Below are 18,562 nucleotides of genomic sequence, written 5' to 3'. Positions count from 1 at the left end.
GGCGCTGCGGGCCTTCCGCCGTTCGGCGGTCGAGGCGACCGGGTCGACGGACCGCACCGGGCAGAGGTCAGGTCGAGGGCTCGCGGCGCGGTTCGACGCCGTAGAATCCCCGTTCGAACACCGCCCGCGCCCGCCGAGCGGCGCCCAGGTAGTCGTGCTCGAGGCTGTTGGCCGATCCCGGCGGGTATCCCATCAGTCGTGACACGCCCTCGAGTTGCTTCCGGTCCACCGGGAGCACATCGGTCGTCTTGTCGAGCCAGAGGGTGAGGGCCGATCGGGCCCGCGATGCGAGGATCCACGCTGCGCGGAGGATCTCACCGTCGGATTCGCCGATGAGCCCGTGTTCGACCGCCGTCGACAACGCGTCGAGCGTGGAGGTCGTGCGAAGATCGGGCACGGCCGCGGCGTGCTCGAGTTGGACGAGCTGGACGAACCACTCCACGTCCGAGAGGGACCCGCGCCCGAGCTTCAGGTGACGCGCGGGATCGGCTCCCTGCGGAAGCCGTTCGTTCTCCACTCGCGCCTTGATGCGCTTCACCTCGCGAACCTCGCGTTCGGCGATCTCCTCCGGGTACCGGATCGCGTCGGCGAGTTCCGTGAAGTCGGCGAGGAGCTCTGGGTCCCCCGCGACGCCGCGCGCCCGGAGCAGGGCCTGCGCCTCCCACGTGAGCGACCATCGGGCGTAGTACGCCCGATACGCGTCGAGCGACCGTGCGATGACGCCGTTGCGGCCCTCGGGACGCAGATCGGCGTCGAGATCGAAGGGCAACCTCGCGTCCTCGGTGAGCCGATGCAGTTCGGACACGATCCGCAACGCACGCGAATGCGCGGCGTCCGGTTCAGCTCCCGCCGGACGGTACACGTAGATGATGTCGGCGTCGGATCCGATGCCGAGCTCCCGCCCGCCGAATCTTCCCATGCCGATCACGGCGAACTCGATGCCGTCCGGCGCTCCACCGCGGATGGCCGCGACCGTGCCCGCGATGTGGTTCTCGACGACATCGCTCAGACCGTGGCCGAGCTCCTCGATGGTGCAGGTGTCGACGATGCCGGCCAGAGCCAGGCGCAGCACCTCCCGGCGCCGCATCGCCCGCAGCACCTTCGCCGCGGTGTCGACATCGGAATGGCGGGCGAGCACGGCCCTCGTCTCGTCGCGCAGCGACTGCAACGAACGAGGTCGGAGCTCGGCGGTGTCCTCGAGCCAGGCCACCGCCTCCGGGATGCGCTCGAGGAGTTCGCCGGCGAATCGGGAGCCGGACAGCACCCGCGTCAGGCGCATCGCCGCGTCCGAGGAGTCGCGGAGCAGTCCGAGGTACCAGTGCGTGGTTCCGAGCGCGTCGCTGAGACGTCGGAAGGCGAGCAGACCGTAGTCGGGGTCGGCTCCCTCGGCGAACCACGAGATGAGCACGGGCATGAGGTGGCGTTGGATCGTCGCACGACGCGACACGCCGGCGGTCAGGGCCGCGATGTGCGCGAGTGCGCCCGAAGGATCGAGGAATCCGATGGCCGAGAGCCTCGCCTCGGCCTGCGCGCTGGTGAGCCCGAGCCCGCCGGCCGGGAGGGCGGCGACTGCGGAGAGCAGCGGGCGGTAGAACAGCCGCTCGTGCAGGCCGCGAACCCGCTGCCGAACCTCCTGCCAGGCGACCGCGAGCGACTTGGCGTCGCGTGCGAGACCGGATGCGCGCGCCAGCGCTCGGCGCTCGGCATCCTCGACCGGCATCAGGTGCGTGCGGCGCAGGCGCGCGAGTTGGATGCGGTGCTCCAGCACGCGCAGGATCCGGTAGTCGCGGCTGAATTCCGCGGACTCCTCGCGACCGACATAGCCTCCGGCGGCGAGTGCGGCGAGTGCCGGGAGAGTGCCGGCCTGCCGGATCGTGTCGTCGGATGCCCCGTGCACGAGCTGCAGCAACTGGACGGTGAACTCGATGTCCCGCAGGCCCCCCGGACCCAGCTTGAGCTGCCGGTCGACCTCGGCCGCCGGGATGTGCGCGGTGACGCGTGCGCGCATCTGCTGGACGGACTCGACGAACCCCTCGCGCGCGGAACTCGTCCACACCTTCGGCCCGAGCGCCGCCGCGTACCGGTCGCCGAGGTCGCGGTCGCCGGCGAGCGGCCGCGCCTTGAGCAGCGCCTGGAACTCCCAGTTCTTCGCCCAGCGGTCGTAGTACTGCACGTGCGACTCGAGCGTGCGTACGAGCGCGCCGTCCTTCCCCTCGGGTCGGAGGTTCGGATCGACCTCCCAGAGCGGCGGCTCGATCCCCGGCTCGCCGATGATGCGCTGCACGGTGACCGCCAGCCGGGTCGCGATCTCGATCGCCCGGCCTGTGGAGACGACCGCTTCGTCGGCGCTCTCGGCGACGTAGATGACGTCGACGTCGCTCACGTAGTTGAGTTCCCGAGCGCCCGCCTTGCCCATGCCGATGATCGCGAACCTCGTCGCGTCGACCTCCGCCGCCGGGAACCGTCCCGGCGCGGCCGGTTCGCCCTCACCGCGCGCGATCGCTCGACGTGCGAGTTCGGTGGCGGCGTCGAGGGTCGCACCGGCGAGATCGGCGAGGCCGGCCGCGACCACGTCGACCGCGCCCACGGCGTCGTCGCGCATGAGGTCCCACGCCGCGAGTTCTGCCAGCAGGCGTCGGTAGCGGACCCGGAGCGAGCGTGCCGCGAGTTCGAGGTCGATCGTCGCCTCGGTCGTTCCGACGGGGACGGCGTCCCCGAGCGCAGCCTTCGCCTCCGCCTGCGTCGGCGGATTCCGGGGCTCCGCGGAAAGCACGTCGAGCTCGGTCGGATGCCGCTCGAAGAAGTCGCCGAGCCCACGGGACGCCCCGAGCACCCGGGCGAGCCGATCGGCCGAGGCATCCGAACGCAGGAGGTCGTCCACCGCATCGGCGGCGCGCTCGCGGAGTCGGAGCGTCGCGGCCAGCGCGGCATCGGGATCCGCCGCGTTCCCGAAGACGCCGATCAGGGACTCGGCGGCCACGCCGCTCGCGTCGGCGAGACCTGAGATCTCGGTGCCGGCATGATCCAGGTCGTCGAACCCGGCGCGCGCGAGCGCGCCGAGGTGGCTCGTCGAGCGCGTCATGCGGACGTTCGCCTCAGAGGATCTCGAGGTTGCGCTTGAGCTCGAACGGCGTGACCTGGGTGCGGTAGTCCCGCCACTCGGCGCGCTTGTTGGCGAGCACGAAGCTGAACACCTCTTCGCCGAGCGTGTCGGCGACGAGCTCGGACTCCTCCATCAGCTCGATCGCGTGGTCGAGGCTCGCGGGCAGCGGGTGGTAGCCGAGGGCCCGCCGCTCGCTGTCGCTGAGCGTCCACACGTTGTCCTCCGCCTCGGGCGGCAGTTCGTACCCCTCTTCGATGCCCTTGAGGCCGGCGGCGAGCAGCAGCGAGAAGGTGAGGTACGGGTTGGCCGCAGAGTCGATCGCGCGGTACTCCACGCGGGCGCTCTGGCCCTTGTTCGGCTTGTAGAGCGGAACCCGGACGAGCGCGGAGCGGTTGTTGTGGCCCCAGCAGATGAAGCTCGGCGCCTCCCCACCGCCCCAGAGCCGCTTGTACGAGTTCACGAACTGGTTCGTGACTGCGGAGATCTCGGGGGCGTGGCGCAGGAGGCCGGCGATGAACTGGCGGCCGATCTTGGAGAGCTGGTACTGGGCGCCGGCCTCGAAGAACGCGTTCGCGTCGCCCTCGAACAGCGAGAGATGCGTGTGCATGCCGCTGCCGGGGTGCTCGGAGAACGGCTTGGGCATGAAGGTCGCGTAGACGCCCTGCTCGATGGCCACCTCCTTGATCACCGTTCGGAAGGTCATGATGTTGTCCGCGGTCGTCAGCGCATCGGCGTACCGCAGGTCGATCTCGTTCTGACCCGGCCCTGCCTCGTGGTGGCTGAACTCGACGGAGATGCCGAGGTCCTCGAGCATCCGCACCGAGCGGCGACGGAAGTCGTGCGCGGTGCCACCCGGCACGTTGTCGAAGTACCCGGCGGAATCCACCGGCACCGGTCCCTCTTCGCCGTACTTCGACGACTTGAGCAGGTAGAACTCGATCTCGGGGTGCGTGTAGAAAGTGAATCCGCGATCGGCCGCGCGCGCGAGCGTGCGCTTGAGCACGTTGCGCGGGTCGGCGACGGCCGGCTCGCCGTCAGGCGTGGTGATGTCGCAGAACATGCGCCCGGTCGGATCGATGTCGCCGCGCCACGGCAGCGTCTGGAAGGTCGACGGGTCCGGGAACGCGAGCAGGTCGGATTCGTAGGTGCGGCTGAGCCCCTCGATCGCGGAGCCGTCGAAGCCGATGCCCTCGTTGAACGCGCCTTCGACCTCGGCCGGGGCGATGGCCACCGACTTCAGCGTGCCGACGACGTCGGTGAACCAGAGCCTGACGAACTTGACCCCGCGTTCTTCGATGGTTCGGAGAACGAAGTCGCGCTGCTTATCCATCCACACCCTTCCTCGCACGTTTCAGCGTAGTGGTTCCGCGGCCGGCGCAAGACCCGACGGCACCTGCCGCAGACGGGCCGCGACGCGGCCTGTGGAAGACTGGGCGGCATGTCGACGCAGCCGGTTCCGTCCACCCCCGACCCCGAGCGGTCCACCGAGCAGAATCCCTACGGCGGCGCGGGCACCGCGGGCGGACCGAAGCGGGTCCGCACCCGGCACTTCCTGAATGCGAAGCGCGACGGGATCAGGATCACCGGCCTGACGAGCTACGACCAGTTGACCGCGCAGATCTTCGACGAGGCCGGGATCGACTTCCTGCTCGTCGGCGACTCGGCCGGCAACAACGTCCTCGGCTACGACACGACGCTACCCGTCACCGTCGACGACCTCATCCCGCTCACGCGCGCCGTCGCGGGCGCCGTCAAGCGGGCATTCGTGGTGGCGGACATGCCGTTCGGTTCCTACGAGAACGGACCGGAGGAGGCGCTGCACACCGCGGTGCGGTTCATGAAGGAGACCGGTGCGCACGCGGTCAAGCTCGAGGGCGGTCAGCGCAGCCGCAAGCAGATCCACCGGGTCGTGCAGGCGGGCATCCCCGTGATGGCGCACATCGGCTACACCCCGCAGAGCGAGCACGGTCTCGGCGGTCACCTCATCCAGGGCCGTGGCGAAGGACTCGACCAGCTGCTCGCCGACGCCGCGGCCGTCGAGGAGGCGGGTGCGTTCGCGGTCGTCCTCGAGATGGTCCCGGCGGAGGCCGCCCGGCAGGTGACGGAGCGGCTCGCGATTCCGACGATCAGCGTCGGAGCAGGTCCGCACACGGACGGGCAGCTGCTCGTCTGGACCGACTGGGCCGGACTGACCACGGGCCGGATCCCGCGCTTCGTGAAGCAGTACGCGAACCTGTCCGGCATCCTCTCCGATGCCGCGAAGGCCTGGGCGGCGGACGTCGCGGACGGCGTGTATCCCGGACCCGAGCACTCGTACGAGTGAGCGCGCCGACCGGGCGACGCCGGACGCCGGTCAGTCCTCGGCGGCGTCCTCCTCGGCCCACTTCGCGCTGTTCGCCCTGAGGATCTCGAGCGCCTTCTCGGCCTCCGCCCTCGTCTCGAACGGCCCGACCCGGTCGACCGACGGCGATTGGAACCCGTGCTCGACCTCCCCCGTGCGGAGGTTGTACCAGTAGCGGTGCTCGGCATCCTCTGACATGCCCCGATCCTAGGCCGCACCATGCCGCCGAAGCCGAACGGCAGACCGGGTGTCCGGATACTCCGCGATAGGTTGATCCCATGACGGGTTCGAAGGCGATCGGCATCGACATCGGCGGGACGGGGATCAAGGGGGCCGTGGTCGATCTCGACACCGGTGAGCTCGTCTCCGATCGTCACAAGGTCAAGACGCCGGACGGAGGCGCTCCCGCCGACATCCTGGCTGCAACCGTCGAGCTCCTCAGCCGACTCGACGGCGCCGACGGGCCAGCCCTCCCGGTCGGTGTCTGCTTCCCCGCGATCGTCAAGCGTGGTCTCACGCTCTCCGCCGCGAACATCTCATCGGAGTGGATCGGGCTTCCCGCCGAGCAGCTGTTCGAGGACGAACTCGGGCGCGACATCCGATTCATCAACGACGCGGATGCCGCCGGCATCGCCGAGCAGCGGTACGGCGCTGCGGCCGACGTCGAGGGCCTCGTCATCCTGACGACCCTCGGAACGGGGATCGGGAGTGCCTTTCTGAACGACGGCGTGCTGGTGCCGAACACCGAGCTCGGGCACCTCGAGATCGACGGGTTCGACGCGGAGTCCCGCGCCGCCTACTCCGCGATGGAGCGGGAGGACCTCTCCTGGGAGGACTGGGCGAAGCGCCTGCAGCGCTACTACGGCGTCGTCGAGGCGCTCTTCTCCCCCGACCTGTTCGTCGTCGGCGGCGGCGTGTCGAAGCACCACGAGCAGTTCCTGCCGCTGCTCGACCTGCAGACCCCGATCGTGCCCGCGGTGCATCGCAACAACGCCGGCATCCTCGGCGCCGCGTCGCTGACGCGGCACTGAGCGGACGCGCCCCGATCTATGGCCGGCTGACTCGACGCCGGGTCGGTCGCGCGATGGTCGGGGCGAGCGGGCCGGCTGATACGCCGGGTTCTGTTGACCGGGCGCTTGCGCGACACCGGCTGGACGACCATCTCTCTCGGGGCTGCGTCACCGCAGCCCTCCAGCGGCCCACCCGAACACGGGACGGGCAGCCCCATCGTGTTCTGTCTGGCCTTGCTCCGGACGAGGTTTACCGAGCCGACCGCGTCACCGCGGCCGCTGGTGGGCTCTTACCCCACCGTTTCACCCTTACCGCAGGCGAGCCTGCGGCGGTCTGCTTTCTGTGGCACTGTCTCGCGGGTTGCCCCGGGTGGGTGTTACCCACCGTCCTGCCCTGCGGAGCCCGGACGTTCCTCGGCGCCCGATCGCTCGGACGACGCGGCCGTCTTGCCGACCCGCTCGCCCGTCAAGCCTACCGGAGGCCTCGGCGGAGTGCCGCGGGTCAGAGACCGGACTCGTCGGTGCGCACCAGGATGCGATCGCACTCGGGGCACTGCACCACCTCGTCGGGCGCCGACCGGCGCACCGACTCGAGGTCGGATCCGGTCAGGGTGATCGTGCACCCGCCGCAGGTGCGCTGGCGCAGGAGCGCCGCACCGACGCCGCCGCCGCGCGCGCGGCGCTGCTCGTAGAACGCGAGGAGCGCCTCGGGCACGGTACCGGCCACCACCTCGCGGTCGCGTGCGGCCTGGTCGCGCTCGGTCGTGAGCCCGGCAGCCGCCTCGTCGCGTTCCGCCTCGAGCTTCGACTGCTGCACCCCGATCGCGGCGCGCTCGTCGTCGATGGCGTCGACGGCGCCCTGCGCCTGGTCGACCTTCTCCATGACGACCAGTTCGGCGTCCTCGAGGTCGGACAGTCGGCGCTTCAACGAGACGAGCTCGGCCTCGAGCGCGCTGACGTCCTTCAGCGAGGAGGTGTGCGTCAGCCGCTCGCCGTCCCGCGCGATGCGCGCCTCGACCATCGACACGTCCGACTCGAGACGCCCGAGCTCGGCCTTCGCGTCCTCCAGGACGCCCACCGCCTCGGCGCGGGTCCGGCGGATCGAATCCTCCTTCGTCGCCAGCTCGGCGAGCGGCGCCGCCTGCGGCAGCGCGCCGAGTCGGTGCGCGAGCTGCGCGAGGCGGGTGTCGATGGCCTGGAGTCGCAGGAGTTCCTGCTGATCGGCGGCGGATGCCTTCACGTGGTGCTCCTCGTGGGGGTCGGGTCTGCGATGGTGGGGCCGGCGGTGATCACTGCACCACCTGGAAGTCCCAGGGGTCGGTGCGGAGGTCGCTCACGACGACCTCGAGGTCGGGATGAGCGGCCCGCAACTGCGACGCGGCGCGATCGAGCCAGAGCCACTCGCTCGCCCAGTGCGACACGTCGATGAGCGCAGGTCCACCGGCGACGGCGGCCTGCTCGCGCGCCTCGGAGGCGGGGTGGTGGCGCAGGTCCGCCGTGATGTAGACATCGGCGCCTCGCACCGCGGGGTCGGCGAGCAGCGAGTCGCCCGCTCCCCCGCACACGGCGACGGTCTGAATCGGATCGTCGTAGCCGCCGGCCACGCGGACACCCGTGGCGGTCGGAGGCAGCAGGTCGGCCAGGGTGCGGGCCAGTCGACCGAGTGTCGTCGACTCGGCGAGCCGGCCGACCCGGCCGAGACCGTGACCGTGCGTCGCGGACGGCACGATCGGGGAGGCATCCGTCAGCCCGATCGCCTCCGCGAGCACGGCGGAGGTGCCGTCCTCGACGACGTCCGCGTTCGTGTGGGCGGCCACCAGCGCGCAATCGGCGCGGATGAGCCTGGCGATGATCGCGCCCTTGTAGCGATCCTCGGCGACGGAGGTCACACCCCGCAGCAGGAGCGGGTGGTGTGCGATCAGGAGGTCGGCGCCCTGCTCGATCGCCTCGTCGACCGTGGCGCCGACGGCGTCGACGGCGAAGTGCACGCGTTCGACCGGGGCAGCTGGATCTCCGGTGACCAGCCCCGGGGCGTCCCAGCCCTCGGCGCCAGACAACGGCCACAGGCGATCGATCGTCGCGAGGAGTTCGGCGAGGGGCACGGGCACCCGGCAAGCCTACCGGCCGCCGAGGAGACCGGAACCTGCGAGCCTGCCGGATCGCCGCGTAGACGGTGGGCCCTGCCGGGCTCGAACCGACGACATCCACGGTGTAAGCGTGGCGCTCTACCAACTGAGCTAAAGGCCCCCGCGCCGCGGTCGTGACGAATGCCGCGCGGCGCAAGGCCATGCTAACCGAGCGTGCCTAGACTCGCCGCCATGCAGGTCGTGACGCGGCACCCGAGTCGCACGGCGGTGCCGGAGCACCGCTGGCCCGCGGTGGTCGCGCTCGTCGCGGCGCTCGCGCTCTACGCGTTCCTGCCGAACGAACTGTTCGGCGGCCAGCGCTTCGCGGTGGTCGCGGTCGGCCTCGCCGCGCTGGTGCCCCTGCTGATCGTCAACCCGCACCGGTTCGTCCGCCAGCCCGCGTGGAGCCGGGTCCTCTCGATCGCGCTGACCCTGCTGCTCGTCCTGACCAACCAGGTCGCCCTCGTGATCCTGGTGACGAAGCTCGTGGGCGGGCACCACGACGCGCCCGGCCTGCTGCTCGCCGCGCTCCAGGTGTGGGTCGCCAACGTGATCGGGTTCGCGCTGCTCTACTGGGACCTCGATCGCGGCGGCGCCGTCGTGCGGACGAACTGGGCGAGGACCGAACTGCCGCCCGCGGACTTCCGCTTCTCGCAGGACGAGGATGCCGACACCGTCGAGGAGGTGGCGAAGGGATCGTCGGAGCGCGTGGACTGGACGCCGCGTTTCGTCGACTACTTCTACACGTCCCTGTCGAACTCCATGGCGTTCAGCGCGAGCGACGCGATGCCGCTGCGCCAACGCACCAAGCTGCTGATGGGGTTGCAGGCGTTCGGCGGGTTCGTCATCCTCGCCCTCGTGATCGCGCGGTCGGTCGGCATCCTCGGTTGAAGCGGTCGCGGAACGGGTGCCCGATGCGGTCGTGCGCGTCGTCGAACGCGGCGGGTGCTCAGAGCGCCGCGAGTGCCTCCCGGTATGCCGCGAGGGACCGCGCCTCGCCGGGGGCGGTCGCGAATGCGGCGCGCACGACGCCGTCGACGTCGATCACGAAGGTGGCACGGGTGGCCATGCCGGGGCCGTCGAGGAACGCGCCGTAGGCGCGTGCGACCTCGCCGTGCGGCCAGAAGTCGGCAAGGAGCGAGAACTCGAAGCCCTCGCGCTCGGCCCACGCGCGGAGCGCGAACTTCGAGTCGACCGAGATGCCGAGCAACTCGACGCCCGCGTCCTGGAAGGCGGCGATGTTGTCGCGCAGTTCGCAGAGCTCGCCCTGGCAGGTCCCGGAGAACGCGAACGGGAAGAACACGAGCACGACCGGCTTCTCACCGCGGAACTCGGACAGCCGGACCGTCTGGCCGTGCTGGTTCGGAAGGGCGAAGTCCGGGGCTTCGGCGCCTGTTGCGAGGGTCATGGGTCGGCTCCGTTCGGGGGTCGGCTGGCGGATCGGCCCGGCAAGCCTAGCGACCGGTCACCGCGGGCACGTGGCATCCGGTGCAGGCATAGACTCACTAGGATGACGTGGTGTGTCCGGCCGTAATCCGGCCGGCTTCGTCGTGCGCACGCTGAATTCCGCAGGCATGACCTGCAGAAAGAGGAAGGTCGACTGTGACTGTCAACGACCAGGACCCCTACTCCGTCGAGGCTCTGGACTCCGACCCCGAGGAGACGAACGAGTGGGCCGAGTCCCTCGACGCGCTGGTCTCGGCGAAGGGCCACCAGCGCGGGCGCGAGATCATGCTCAGCCTGCTCAAGCGCTCCAAGGAACTGCACCTCGGCGTGCCGATGGTGCCGACCACCGACTACCTGAACACCATCGCGCCCGAGAACGAGCCCGAGTTCCCCGGTGACGAGGACGTCGAGCGTCGCTACCGCGCCTGGATCCGGTGGAATGCGGCCATGCTCGTGCACCGCGCGCAGCGTCCCGGCATCGGCGTCGGCGGGCACATCTCGACCTACGCGTCGAGCGCCGCGCTGTACGAGGTCGGCTTCAACCACTTCTTCCGCGGCCCCGATCACCCCGGCGGCGGCGACCAGGTGTTCTTCCAGGGCCACGCCTCCCCCGGCATGTACGCCCGCGCGTTCCTCGAGGGCCGGCTGAGCACCGACCAGCTCGACGGGTTCCGCCAGGAGAAGTCGCAGGCGCCGTTCGGCATCCCCTCCTACCCGCACCCGCGGCTGATGCCGGAGTTCTGGCAGTTCCCGACGGTCTCGATGGGTCTCGGTCCGATCAACGCGATCTACCAGGCGCAGCTCAACAAGTACCTCACCAACCGCGGCATCCGGGACGCCTCGGACCAGCAGGTCTGGGCATTCCTCGGTGACGGCGAGATGGACGAGGTCGAGAGCCGCGGCCAGCTCCAGGTCGCCGCCAACGAGGGTCTCGACAACCTGACGTTCGTCGTCAACTGCAACCTCCAGCGCCTCGACGGCCCGGTGCGCGGCAACGGCAAGATCATCCAGGAGCTCGAGAGCTACTTCCGCGGTGCCGGCTGGAACGTCATCAAGGTCGTCTGGGGTCGCGAGTGGGACGACCTGCTCGCCCACGACCACGACGGCGCCCTGCGCAACCTCATGAACGTCACCCCCGACGGCGACTACCAGACCTACAAGGCCGAGTCGGGCGCCTACGTGCGCGAGAACTTCTTCGGACGCGACCCGCGCGCGCTCGAGCTCGTCAAGGACCTCAGCGACGACGAGATCTGGAACCTCAAGCGTGGCGGTCACGACTACCGCAAGGTGTACGCCGCGTTCAAGGCGGCCGTCGAGCACAAGGGCCAGCCGACGGTCATCCTGGCGAAGACGATCAAGGGCTACGGCCTCGGGCCGTCCTTCGAGGGCCGCAACGCGACCCACCAGATGAAGAAGATGACGCTCGACAACCTCAAGACGTTCCGCGACGCGATGCGCATCCCGATCACGGACGCGCAGCTCGAGGAGAACCCCTACCTTCCGCCGTACTACCACCCCGGCGACCAGGACGAGGCGATCCGCTACCTGCACGATCGCCGCCGCGACCTCGGCGGATACCTGCCCGAGCGCCGGACGAACCACACGGCGATCACCCTGCCCGACGACTCGGCGTACGCGATCGCGAAGAAGGGCTCCGGCACGCAGGAGGTCGCCACCACGATGGCGTTCGTCCGCCTGCTCAAGGACCTCATGCGGTCGAAGGACTTCGGCAACCGAATCGTGCCGATCATCCCCGACGAGGCGCGCACGTTCGGCATGGACGCGTTCTTCCCGAACGCGAAGATCTACAACCCGAACGGCCAGCACTACACGTCGGTCGACCGCGAACTGCTCCTCGCCTACAAGGAGAGCCCGCAGGGCCAGCTCGTGCACGTCGGCATCAACGAGGCGGGCGCGTTCGCGGCGTTCACCGCGATCGGCACGTCGTACGCGACCGAGGGCGAGCCCCTCATCCCGATCTACGTGTTCTACTCCATGTTCGGCTTCCAGCGCACCGGTGACGCGATGTGGGCGGCCGGCGACCAGATGGCGCGAGGCTTCATCATCGGAGCCACCGCCGGACGCACGACACTGACGGGCGAGGGCCTCCAGCACGCCGACGGACACTCGCAGCTGCTCGCGGCGACGAATCCCGCCGTCGTGTCGTACGACCCGGCCTACGGGTACGAGATCGGCCACATCATGCGCGCGGGAATCGAGCGCATGTACGGCGGCTCGCACCCCGACCCGAACGTCATGTACTACCTGACCGTGTACAACGAGCCGCACGTGCAGCCGGCCGAGCCCGAGGGCGTCGACGTCGAGGGCATCGTGCGCGGCCTCCACCGCATCTCCGAGGGCACGGCGGAGGGGCCGAAGGCCCAGCTCCTCGCGTCGGGCGTCGGCGTGCCGTGGGCGCTCGAGGCGCAGGAGCTCCTCGCGAACGACTGGGGCATCTCGGCCGACGTGTGGTCGGTCACGAGCTGGTCCGAGCTCAACCGCGACGGGCTCGAGGCCGATGAGCACAACTTCCTCGAGCCAGACGAGGAGCGGCGGGTCCCCTACCTGACGCAGAAGCTCTCGGGTGCGCGCGGGCCGTTCGTGGCCGTGAGCGACTGGATGCGAGCCGTGCCCGAGCAGATCCGCGCCTACGTGCCCGGGCAGTTCGCGACGCTCGGTGCCGACGGGTTCGGATTCTCCGACACCCGCGCCGCCGCCCGCCGGTTCTTCAAGATCGACGGTCCGTCGGTGGTCGTCCGCACGCTCGAGCTCCTCGCCGAGCGCGGCGAGATCGACCGGTCGCTCCCGGCCCAGGCGATCGAGAAGTACCGTCTGCACGACGTCAACGCCGGGACCTCCGGATCGGTCGGCGGCGAGAGCTGACGGACTGACGTGGCGACGAGGCCCCGGACGAAGGCGGAAACACTCGCGTGGTTGCGCACGATCGCGGGTGAGTTGTCGACCCAGACGCTGAAGCGCCTGGAGGACACGCTCCCGTGGTACGGCGACATGCCGCCGAGCCGCCGTTCGGCCGTGGGTCTCGTCGCACAGGCGGGCATCACGTCCTTCATCTCCTGGTTCGACGACCCCAAGTCGACGCCGTGGATCGCCGCCGACGTGTTCGGGGCGGCCCCCAGGGAGCTGCTGCGCTCGGTCAGCCTGCAGCAGACGCTCCAGCTCATCCGCGTCACGGTCGAGGTGGTCGAGGACCGCGTCCGCGACGGCGGCGAACCGCTGCGGGAGGCGATCCTGCTGTACTCGCGGGAGATCGCGTTCGCCGCGGCCGACGTCTACGCGCGCGCAGCGGAGGCCCGCGGGCTCTGGGACGCCCGACTCGAGGCGCTCGTCGTCGATTCGATCCTCTCCGGCGAGTACGACGAGGAACTGCCGAGCAGGATCGCGGCCCTCGGCTGGCACGGCCACGGCGAGGTCGCGGTGCTCGTCGGCACCGCGCCCAAGCTCTTCGACGTCGACCAGCTCCGACGAGCGGCTCGGCACATGCAGGCGGACGTCCTCGTCGGCGTGCAGGGCAACCGGCTCGTCGTCGTCATCGGCCGCGCCGAGCCCCGAGACCAGGCGCCCGACGGCGAGGAGACGGTCGGCACGGCCGCACCGCTCACGTTCCTCGAGATCGCGCAGCAGCTCGAGCCGCATTTCGGGACGGGTCACCTGGTGCTCGGGCACGAGGTGCCGAACCTGGTGGATGCCTCGAAGAGCGCCCGCGCCGCCCTCGCCGGGTTCGCGGTGGCGAAGTCCTGGCGCAACGCACCCCGGCCCGTGCACGCCGATGACCTGCTCCCCGAGCGTGCCCTCGCCGGTGACCCGCTCGCCAAGGCGACACTGGTGCACCGGATCTACCGACCGCTGCAGGCGCACTCGACCGAACTGCTCACGACGCTCTGGAGCTACCTCGACAACGGGCGGTCGCTCGAGGCGACGGCCCGCGAGCTGTTCGTCCACCCGAACACCGTGCGGTACCGCCTCAAGCGCGTCTCCGACGTGATCGGCTGGGACGCGACCGGGGCCCGCGAGGCGCTGATCCTCCAGTGCGCGCTCATCGTCGGCTCGATGAGCGACCACGAAGCCGCGTCGCCGCGACGGCGGCCTCGCTCCTGAGCGGGGAGACGCCGTCGAACGTGCACTCGTGTGTACCCCACGCACAATGATCCCGCCGAGAGCTTGTGAGCCGTATACACCCGCGCTTCGCCGCGCATTGGCAGACTTGAACGCGTGATCGTCGTCGTCTGCCCTGGTCAGGGCTCTCAGACCCCCGGTTTCCTCTCCCCCTGGCTTGCCGAGCCCGCCTTCGCCGAGCGCCTCTCGGCGCTTTCCGCGGCCGCAGAGGTCGACCTCGCGCTGCACGGCACGCACAGCGATGCAGACACCATCCGCGACACCGCGGTGGCACAGCCGCTCATCGTCGCCGCCGGCATCCTCTCGCTCGGCGCACTGCTCGCCGACGGCCGCTCCGGGGGCATCGGCGGGATCGCGGGTCACTCGGTCGGCGAGATCACCGCGGCCGCCGGAAGCGGCGTCCTGGGCGACGAGGACGCGATGCGGTTCGTCGCCGCCCGCGGCCGGGCGATGGCGGACGCCGCCGCGCTCGAGCAGACCGGCATGAGCGCGGTCATCGGCGCCGACGAGACCGAGCTCCTCACGCGCCTCGCAGAGCTCGGCTTGGAACCGGCGAACTTCAACGGCGGCGGGCAGATCGTCGTCGCCGGCGCCGTCGACGCACTCGAGGCGCTCGCCGCCGAGCCGCCCGCCCGCGCACGCGTGATCCCCCTGCAGGTCGCGGGCGCATTCCACACCCGCTACATGGCACCGGCCGTCGAACGGCTCGCCGCGGTCGCCGCGGACCTCGCGCCCGCCGATCCGACGCTGCCGCTGTGGACGAACCGCGACGGCAGCAGGGTCGACTCCGGTGCCGCGTTCCTCGACCTGCTCGTCGGCCAGGTCTCCTCCCCCGTCCGCTGGGATCGCTGCATGACGTCGTTCGCCGACGCCGGCGTCACCGGCATCATCGAGCTCGCGCCGGCCGGAGCACTCGTCGGCCTCGCCAAGCGCGGCCTCAAGGGCGTGCCGACGGTCGCCGTCAAGACGCCCGACGACCTGCCCGCGGCGTTCGAGCTCATCGACGCAGCCTGAGTCCCCACTCGTCCCGTTCCACAGAAAGCGCATGATGTCGATCCCCACCCTCCAGCAGTCGCACGGCCCGGCGTACACGCGCATCTACGCGATCGGCGCCGCTCGCGGCGCGAACGCGGTCCCCAACGCCGACCTCATCGAGCCGATCGATTCGTCGGACGAGTGGATCCAACAGCGCACCGGCATCGTGACCCGTGCGCGGGCGGGCAGCGATGTGCTCGCGGTCGATCTCGCGACCGACGCGGCGCGCGAAGCGATCTCACGGTCCGGCATCGCCCCGGAACTCATCGACCTCGTGATCATCGCGACGATCTCGAACGTGCAGCAGACGCCGTCGATGGCCGCGGTCGTCGCCGACCGCGTCGGAGCGAACCCCGCCGCCGCATACGACATGAACGCGGCGTGCGCCGGATACGCCTACGCGGTCACGCAGGCCGACGCGCTCATCCGCACCGGGGTCGCCCGCTACGCGCTCGTGATCGGCGCCGAGAAGCTCTCCGACGTCGTCGACCCGACGGACCGGTCGATCTCGTTCCTCCTCGGCGACGGTGCCGGTGCGATCGTGATCGGCCCGAGCGACACCCCCGGCATCGCCCGCACCGTGTGGGGCTCCGACGGGTCGAAGGCCGGTGCCGTGGGCATGAACAGCACCCTCGTCGAGTTCCGCGACGGCACCGCCGAGTGGCCGACGCTGCGCCAGGAGGGCCAGACCGTCTTCCGCTGGGCGGTGTGGGACATGGCGAAGGTCGCGAAGGAGGCGCTGGACGCCGCCGGCGTGACCGCCGCAGACCTCGCCGCGTTCATCCCCCACCAGGCGAACATGCGCATCATCGACGAGTTCGCGAAGCAGTTGAAGCTGCCCGAGAGCGTGGTCATCGCCCGTGACATCGCCACGACCGGCAACACGTCGGCCGCGTCGATCCCCCTCGCGACCCACCGGCTGCTCGAGGAGCATCCGGAACTGTCGGGCGGCCTCGCCCTGCAGATCGGCTTCGGCGCCGGCCTCGTGTTCGGCGCCCAAGTGGTGGTCCTCCCCTGAACCACCTCCCCCGTCCCCTCTAGACTGGCCAACGGTCATCAAGAGACACCCTCAAGGAGAAACAACATGGCACTGTCCAACGAAGAAGTCCTCGCCGGCCTGGCCGAGCTCATCAACGACGAGACCGGCATCGCGACCGACACGGTCGAGCTGGACAAGTCGTTCACCGATGACCTCGACATCGACTCCATCTCGATGATGACGATCGTCGTCAACGCCGAAGAGAAGTTCGACGTGAAGATCCCCGACGAAGAGGTCAAGAACCTCAAGCTCGTCGGCGACGCCGTCGACTTCATCGTCAAGGCCCAGGCCTAGTCAGCTCCGAGTGGCGGGCCACCGCTGACGCGGGCGGCCCGCCATTCGAGCGCCCCCTGTTCCTCCTACGGAGTTGTTCTCTTCATGACCAAGAAGATCGTCATCACCGGCATCGGCGCGACCTCGCCCATCGGCGGCACCGCGTCCGAGAGCTGGAACGCCCTGCTCGCCGGTGAATCCGGCGCGCGCCTGCTCGAGCACGACTGGATCGGCGAGTACGACCTGCCCGTGCGGTTCGCCGCCGAGGCGAAGGTCCGCCCCGAGGAAGTGCTCGAGCGCCCTGTCGCGAAGCGCCTCGACCCGTCCAGCCAGTTCGCCCTGATCTCCGCGATGGAGGCCTGGGCCGATGCGGGAGCACCCGAGGTCGCTCCGGAGCGACTCGGCGTCGACTACGCCACGGGCATCGGCGGCATCTGGACGCTGCTCGACGCCTGGGACACGCTGCGCGAACGCGGCCCGCGCCGCGTCCTGCCGATGACCGTGCCGATGCTCATGCCCAACGCGGCTGCGGCAGCCATCTCGATGCACTTCGAGGCCCGCGCGTTCGCGCGCACCGTCGCCTCCGCCTGCGCGTCGAGCACCGAGTCGCTCGCGAACGCGTACGAACACCTCCAGCTCGGCCTCGCCGACGTCGTGATCGCGGGCGGATCGGAGTCCGCCGTGCACCCGATCACGCTCGCCTCGTTCTCGTCGATGCAGGCACTGTCGCGCCGCAACGACGACCCGTCGACGGCTTCGCGCCCGTACAGCATCGACCGCGACGGCTTCGTGATGGGCGAGGGCGCCGCGAGCCTGGTGCTCGAGACCGAGGAGCACGCGTTGGCGCGCGGTGCCCGGATCTACGCCGAGCTCGCCGGTGGCGGGGTGAGCGCCGATTCGTACCACATCACGGCGAACGACCCCGAGGGGCGAGGCGCCACCCGGGCGGTGCTCGATGCCCTGACCCAGGCCGGAGCGACGCCCGACCAGGTCACCCACATCAACGCGCATGCGACGAGCACGCCGGTCGGCGACATCGCCGAGTACGCGGCTCTGCTCAACGTGTTCGGCGATCGGGTCCACGAGATCCCGGTCTCGGCCACCAAGGCGTCGACCGGGCACCTGCTCGGTGGAACCGGTGCATTGGAGGCCGTGTTCACGGTGCTGGCGATCCGGAACCGCATCGCTCCACCGACCATCAACCTGTCGACGCAGGATCCCGCGATCCCGCTGCGCGTCTCGGGTGAGGGGCAGCCCCTCGGCGACGGTCCGCAGCTCGCCATCTCGAACTCGTTCGGGTTCGGCGGCCACAACGCGGTCGTCGCGATCCGGAGCGTCTGAGCATCGGAGCGCGCGCCCTCCGCGATGCCAGAGGCCCCCGGCAGTTCCCTGCCGGGGGCCTCTCCTGTGTCGCGGGCCGCATTTCGCGTGTGCGCCGGCCGGGATTCGCCATCCGACCCTCGCGGCGCGCCATGCGGCCCGCGTGCCCGGGTCAACCGACCCGGTGCAGCCAGACGACCGGAGCGAAGTCGCTCGCGTGCCGGAACGGTTCGAGTTCGTCGTCCCATGCCTGGCCGAGCGCGAGGCGCAGTTCTCGGTGCAACTCGAGCGCATCGTTGCCCGCGATCTCCATCGCATAGCGCACCCGATCCTCGGGGATCACGACGTTGCCCGCGGTGTCGGTCTGCGCGAAGAACACGCCGAGGTCGGGCGTGTGCATCCACCTCGCGCCATCGGACTCCGGCGTCGGGTCCTCGCTCACCTCGAACCGCAGCTGCGACCAGCCGCGCAGTGCCGAGGCGATCCGGGCGCCGTCGCCGACCCGGCCCTCCCAGGTGAACTCGGCCCGGAACGTTCCGGGCAGCACGGGCTGCTCGGTCCAGTCGAAGTTCACGGGCGCGCCGAGTGCGCCGCCCGCGGCCCATTCGACGTGCGGACACATCGCCTTCGGCGATGAGTGCACGAACAGGACGCCGCGCGCGGCGCGCACTGCCCGCGTGAGCTCTTCCGCCATCTCGATCTCCGTTCCGTGAGGTGCGTCTTCCCCTACGACCT

16 protein-coding genes, 1 tRNA gene and 1 other RNA gene are annotated in these 18,562 nt (G+C 70.4%); 9 read left to right on the top strand and 9 right to left on the bottom strand.

Translation table 11 applies throughout. The features are described from left to right. Positions 1 to 67: 67 nt before the first annotated feature. Together ELQ40_RS08955 and ELQ40_RS08950 are read right to left on the bottom strand one after the other, a co-directional pair. Entirely contained in the window at positions 68 to 3,082 is a 3,015-nt protein-coding gene (locus tag ELQ40_RS08955) for a bifunctional [glutamine synthetase] adenylyltransferase/[glutamine synthetase]-adenylyl-L-tyrosine phosphorylase (protein WP_127793375.1), read from the bottom strand. 13 nt (positions 3,083 to 3,095) lie between these two features. Next, entirely contained in the window at positions 3,096 to 4,433 is a 1,338-nt protein-coding gene (locus ELQ40_RS08950) for a glutamine synthetase family protein (protein ID WP_127793374.1), read from the bottom strand. Positions 4,434 to 4,541: 108 nt separating this feature from the next. Between ELQ40_RS08950 and panB the strand changes: the two genes are divergently transcribed. Beyond that, the gene (panB, locus tag ELQ40_RS08945) at positions 4,542 to 5,426 is read left to right on the top strand and encodes a 3-methyl-2-oxobutanoate hydroxymethyltransferase (RefSeq protein WP_127793373.1); all 885 of its coding nucleotides are present in this window, start codon (positions 4,542 to 4,544) and stop codon (positions 5,424 to 5,426) included. A gap of 30 nt (positions 5,427 to 5,456) precedes the next feature. On the opposite strand, the gene ELQ40_RS08940 is transcribed toward panB, so the two are convergent. After that, positions 5,457 to 5,642 carry an SPOR domain-containing protein gene (locus tag ELQ40_RS08940; protein ID WP_127793372.1) on the bottom strand — a complete coding sequence of 62 codons (186 nt, stop codon included), beginning with the start codon at positions 5,640 to 5,642 and terminating at the stop codon, positions 5,457 to 5,459. Between the two features lie 80 nt (positions 5,643 to 5,722). Here ELQ40_RS08940 and ppgK point away from each other — a divergent pair, with 80 nt between their 5' ends. Then, on the top strand, positions 5,723 to 6,475 hold the full coding sequence (gene ppgK / locus ELQ40_RS08935) for a polyphosphate--glucose phosphotransferase (RefSeq protein ID WP_127793371.1): 753 nt from the start codon (positions 5,723 to 5,725) through the stop codon (positions 6,473 to 6,475). Between the two features lie 63 nt (positions 6,476 to 6,538). Here the strand turns inward: ppgK and rnpB are convergent. From rnpB to ELQ40_RS08915, 4 genes are all read right to left on the bottom strand, one after another. After that, an RNA gene (gene rnpB, locus ELQ40_RS08930) (RNase P RNA component class A) lies at positions 6,539 to 6,912 on the bottom strand. Positions 6,913 to 6,956: 44 nt separating this feature from the next. Further along, entirely contained in the window at positions 6,957 to 7,694 is a 738-nt protein-coding gene (locus ELQ40_RS08925; protein WP_127793370.1) for a zinc ribbon domain-containing protein, read from the bottom strand. A gap of 49 nt (positions 7,695 to 7,743) precedes the next feature. Further along, positions 7,744 to 8,562 carry a Nif3-like dinuclear metal center hexameric protein gene (locus tag ELQ40_RS08920; protein ID WP_127793369.1) on the bottom strand — a complete coding sequence of 273 codons (819 nt, stop codon included), beginning with the start codon at positions 8,560 to 8,562 and terminating at the stop codon, positions 7,744 to 7,746. Between the two features lie 66 nt (positions 8,563 to 8,628). Continuing rightward, positions 8,629 to 8,701 (bottom strand) — tRNA-Val (locus ELQ40_RS08915). 71 nt (positions 8,702 to 8,772) lie between these two features. Here ELQ40_RS08915 and ELQ40_RS08910 point away from each other — a divergent pair. Next, positions 8,773 to 9,471 (top strand): hypothetical protein, encoded by a 699-nt coding sequence (locus ELQ40_RS08910; protein WP_127793368.1) that lies wholly within the window; start codon positions 8,773 to 8,775, stop codon positions 9,469 to 9,471. Positions 9,472 to 9,529: 58 nt separating this feature from the next. Here ELQ40_RS08910 and ELQ40_RS08905 read toward each other — a convergent pair whose 3' ends face one another. Beyond that, the gene (locus tag ELQ40_RS08905; RefSeq protein WP_127793367.1) at positions 9,530 to 9,988 is read right to left on the bottom strand and encodes a peroxiredoxin; all 459 of its coding nucleotides are present in this window, start codon (positions 9,986 to 9,988) and stop codon (positions 9,530 to 9,532) included. Between the two features lie 194 nt (positions 9,989 to 10,182). On the opposite strand from ELQ40_RS08905, the gene aceE reads away from it, so the two are divergent. The 6 genes from aceE to ELQ40_RS08875 all read left to right on the top strand — a co-directional run bounded on the left by aceE (position 10,183) and on the right by ELQ40_RS08875 (position 17,848). After that, the gene (gene aceE / locus ELQ40_RS08900; protein ID WP_127793366.1) at positions 10,183 to 12,909 is read left to right on the top strand and encodes a pyruvate dehydrogenase (acetyl-transferring), homodimeric type; all 2,727 of its coding nucleotides are present in this window, start codon (positions 10,183 to 10,185) and stop codon (positions 12,907 to 12,909) included. 51 nt (positions 12,910 to 12,960) lie between these two features. Further along, the gene (locus ELQ40_RS08895; protein WP_240666017.1) at positions 12,961 to 14,142 is read left to right on the top strand and encodes a CdaR family transcriptional regulator; all 1,182 of its coding nucleotides are present in this window, start codon (positions 12,961 to 12,963) and stop codon (positions 14,140 to 14,142) included. 114 nt (positions 14,143 to 14,256) lie between these two features. Further along, positions 14,257 to 15,174: an ACP S-malonyltransferase gene (locus ELQ40_RS08890; protein WP_127793364.1), complete on the top strand. Its 918-nt coding sequence runs from the start codon at positions 14,257 to 14,259 to the stop codon at positions 15,172 to 15,174. Positions 15,175 to 15,208: 34 nt separating this feature from the next. Then, positions 15,209 to 16,213, top strand: a complete 1,005-nt coding sequence (locus ELQ40_RS08885; RefSeq protein WP_127793363.1) for a beta-ketoacyl-ACP synthase III — start codon at positions 15,209 to 15,211, stop codon at positions 16,211 to 16,213. A gap of 66 nt (positions 16,214 to 16,279) precedes the next feature. Continuing rightward, positions 16,280 to 16,528, top strand: a complete 249-nt coding sequence (locus tag ELQ40_RS08880) for an acyl carrier protein (RefSeq protein ID WP_127793362.1) — start codon at positions 16,280 to 16,282, stop codon at positions 16,526 to 16,528. Positions 16,529 to 16,612: 84 nt separating this feature from the next. Beyond that, positions 16,613 to 17,848: a beta-ketoacyl synthase gene (locus ELQ40_RS08875; protein WP_127793361.1), complete on the top strand. Its 1,236-nt coding sequence runs from the start codon at positions 16,613 to 16,615 to the stop codon at positions 17,846 to 17,848. Between the two features lie 151 nt (positions 17,849 to 17,999). Here the strand turns inward: ELQ40_RS08875 and ELQ40_RS08870 are convergent, their stop codons facing one another. After that, complete coding sequence (locus ELQ40_RS08870) at positions 18,000 to 18,521, bottom strand: DUF3145 domain-containing protein (RefSeq protein ID WP_127793360.1); 522 nt, start codon at positions 18,519 to 18,521, stop codon at positions 18,000 to 18,002. Between the last annotated feature and the right edge of the window lie 41 nt (positions 18,522 to 18,562).

The sequence above is a fragment of the Agromyces sp. LHK192 genome (assembly GCF_004006235.1).
Classification (GTDB): Bacteria; Actinomycetota; Actinomycetes; order Actinomycetales; family Microbacteriaceae; genus Agromyces.
The sequence above is the reverse complement of the archived record's forward strand: the minus strand, read 5'-3'. Positions and strand labels throughout refer to the sequence as shown.

Bases quoted from the DNA above. Each gene is read 5' to 3' on its own strand.
- ELQ40_RS08955 (WP_127793375.1), bottom strand. From the start codon at position 3,082: ATGACGCGCTCGACGAGCCACCTCGGCGCGCTCGCGCGCGCCGGGTTC.
- ELQ40_RS08950 (WP_127793374.1), bottom strand. From the start codon at position 4,433: ATGGATAAGCAGCGCGACTTCGTTCTCCGAACCATCGAAGAACGCGGG.
- panB (WP_127793373.1), top strand. From the start codon at position 4,542: ATGTCGACGCAGCCGGTTCCGTCCACCCCCGACCCCGAGCGGTCCACC.
- ELQ40_RS08940 (WP_127793372.1), bottom strand. From the start codon at position 5,642: ATGTCAGAGGATGCCGAGCACCGCTACTGGTACAACCTCCGCACGGGG.
- ppgK (WP_127793371.1), top strand. From the start codon at position 5,723: ATGACGGGTTCGAAGGCGATCGGCATCGACATCGGCGGGACGGGGATC.
- ELQ40_RS08910 (WP_127793368.1), top strand. From the start codon at position 8,773: ATGCAGGTCGTGACGCGGCACCCGAGTCGCACGGCGGTGCCGGAGCAC.
- ELQ40_RS08905 (WP_127793367.1), bottom strand. From the start codon at position 9,988: ATGACCCTCGCAACAGGCGCCGAAGCCCCGGACTTCGCCCTTCCGAAC.
- ELQ40_RS08885 (WP_127793363.1), top strand. From the start codon at position 15,209: ATGTCGATCCCCACCCTCCAGCAGTCGCACGGCCCGGCGTACACGCGC.
- ELQ40_RS08880 (WP_127793362.1), top strand. From the start codon at position 16,280: ATGGCACTGTCCAACGAAGAAGTCCTCGCCGGCCTGGCCGAGCTCATC.
- ELQ40_RS08875 (WP_127793361.1), top strand. From the start codon at position 16,613: ATGACCAAGAAGATCGTCATCACCGGCATCGGCGCGACCTCGCCCATC.
- ELQ40_RS08870 (WP_127793360.1), bottom strand. From the start codon at position 18,521: ATGGCGGAAGAGCTCACGCGGGCAGTGCGCGCCGCGCGCGGCGTCCTG.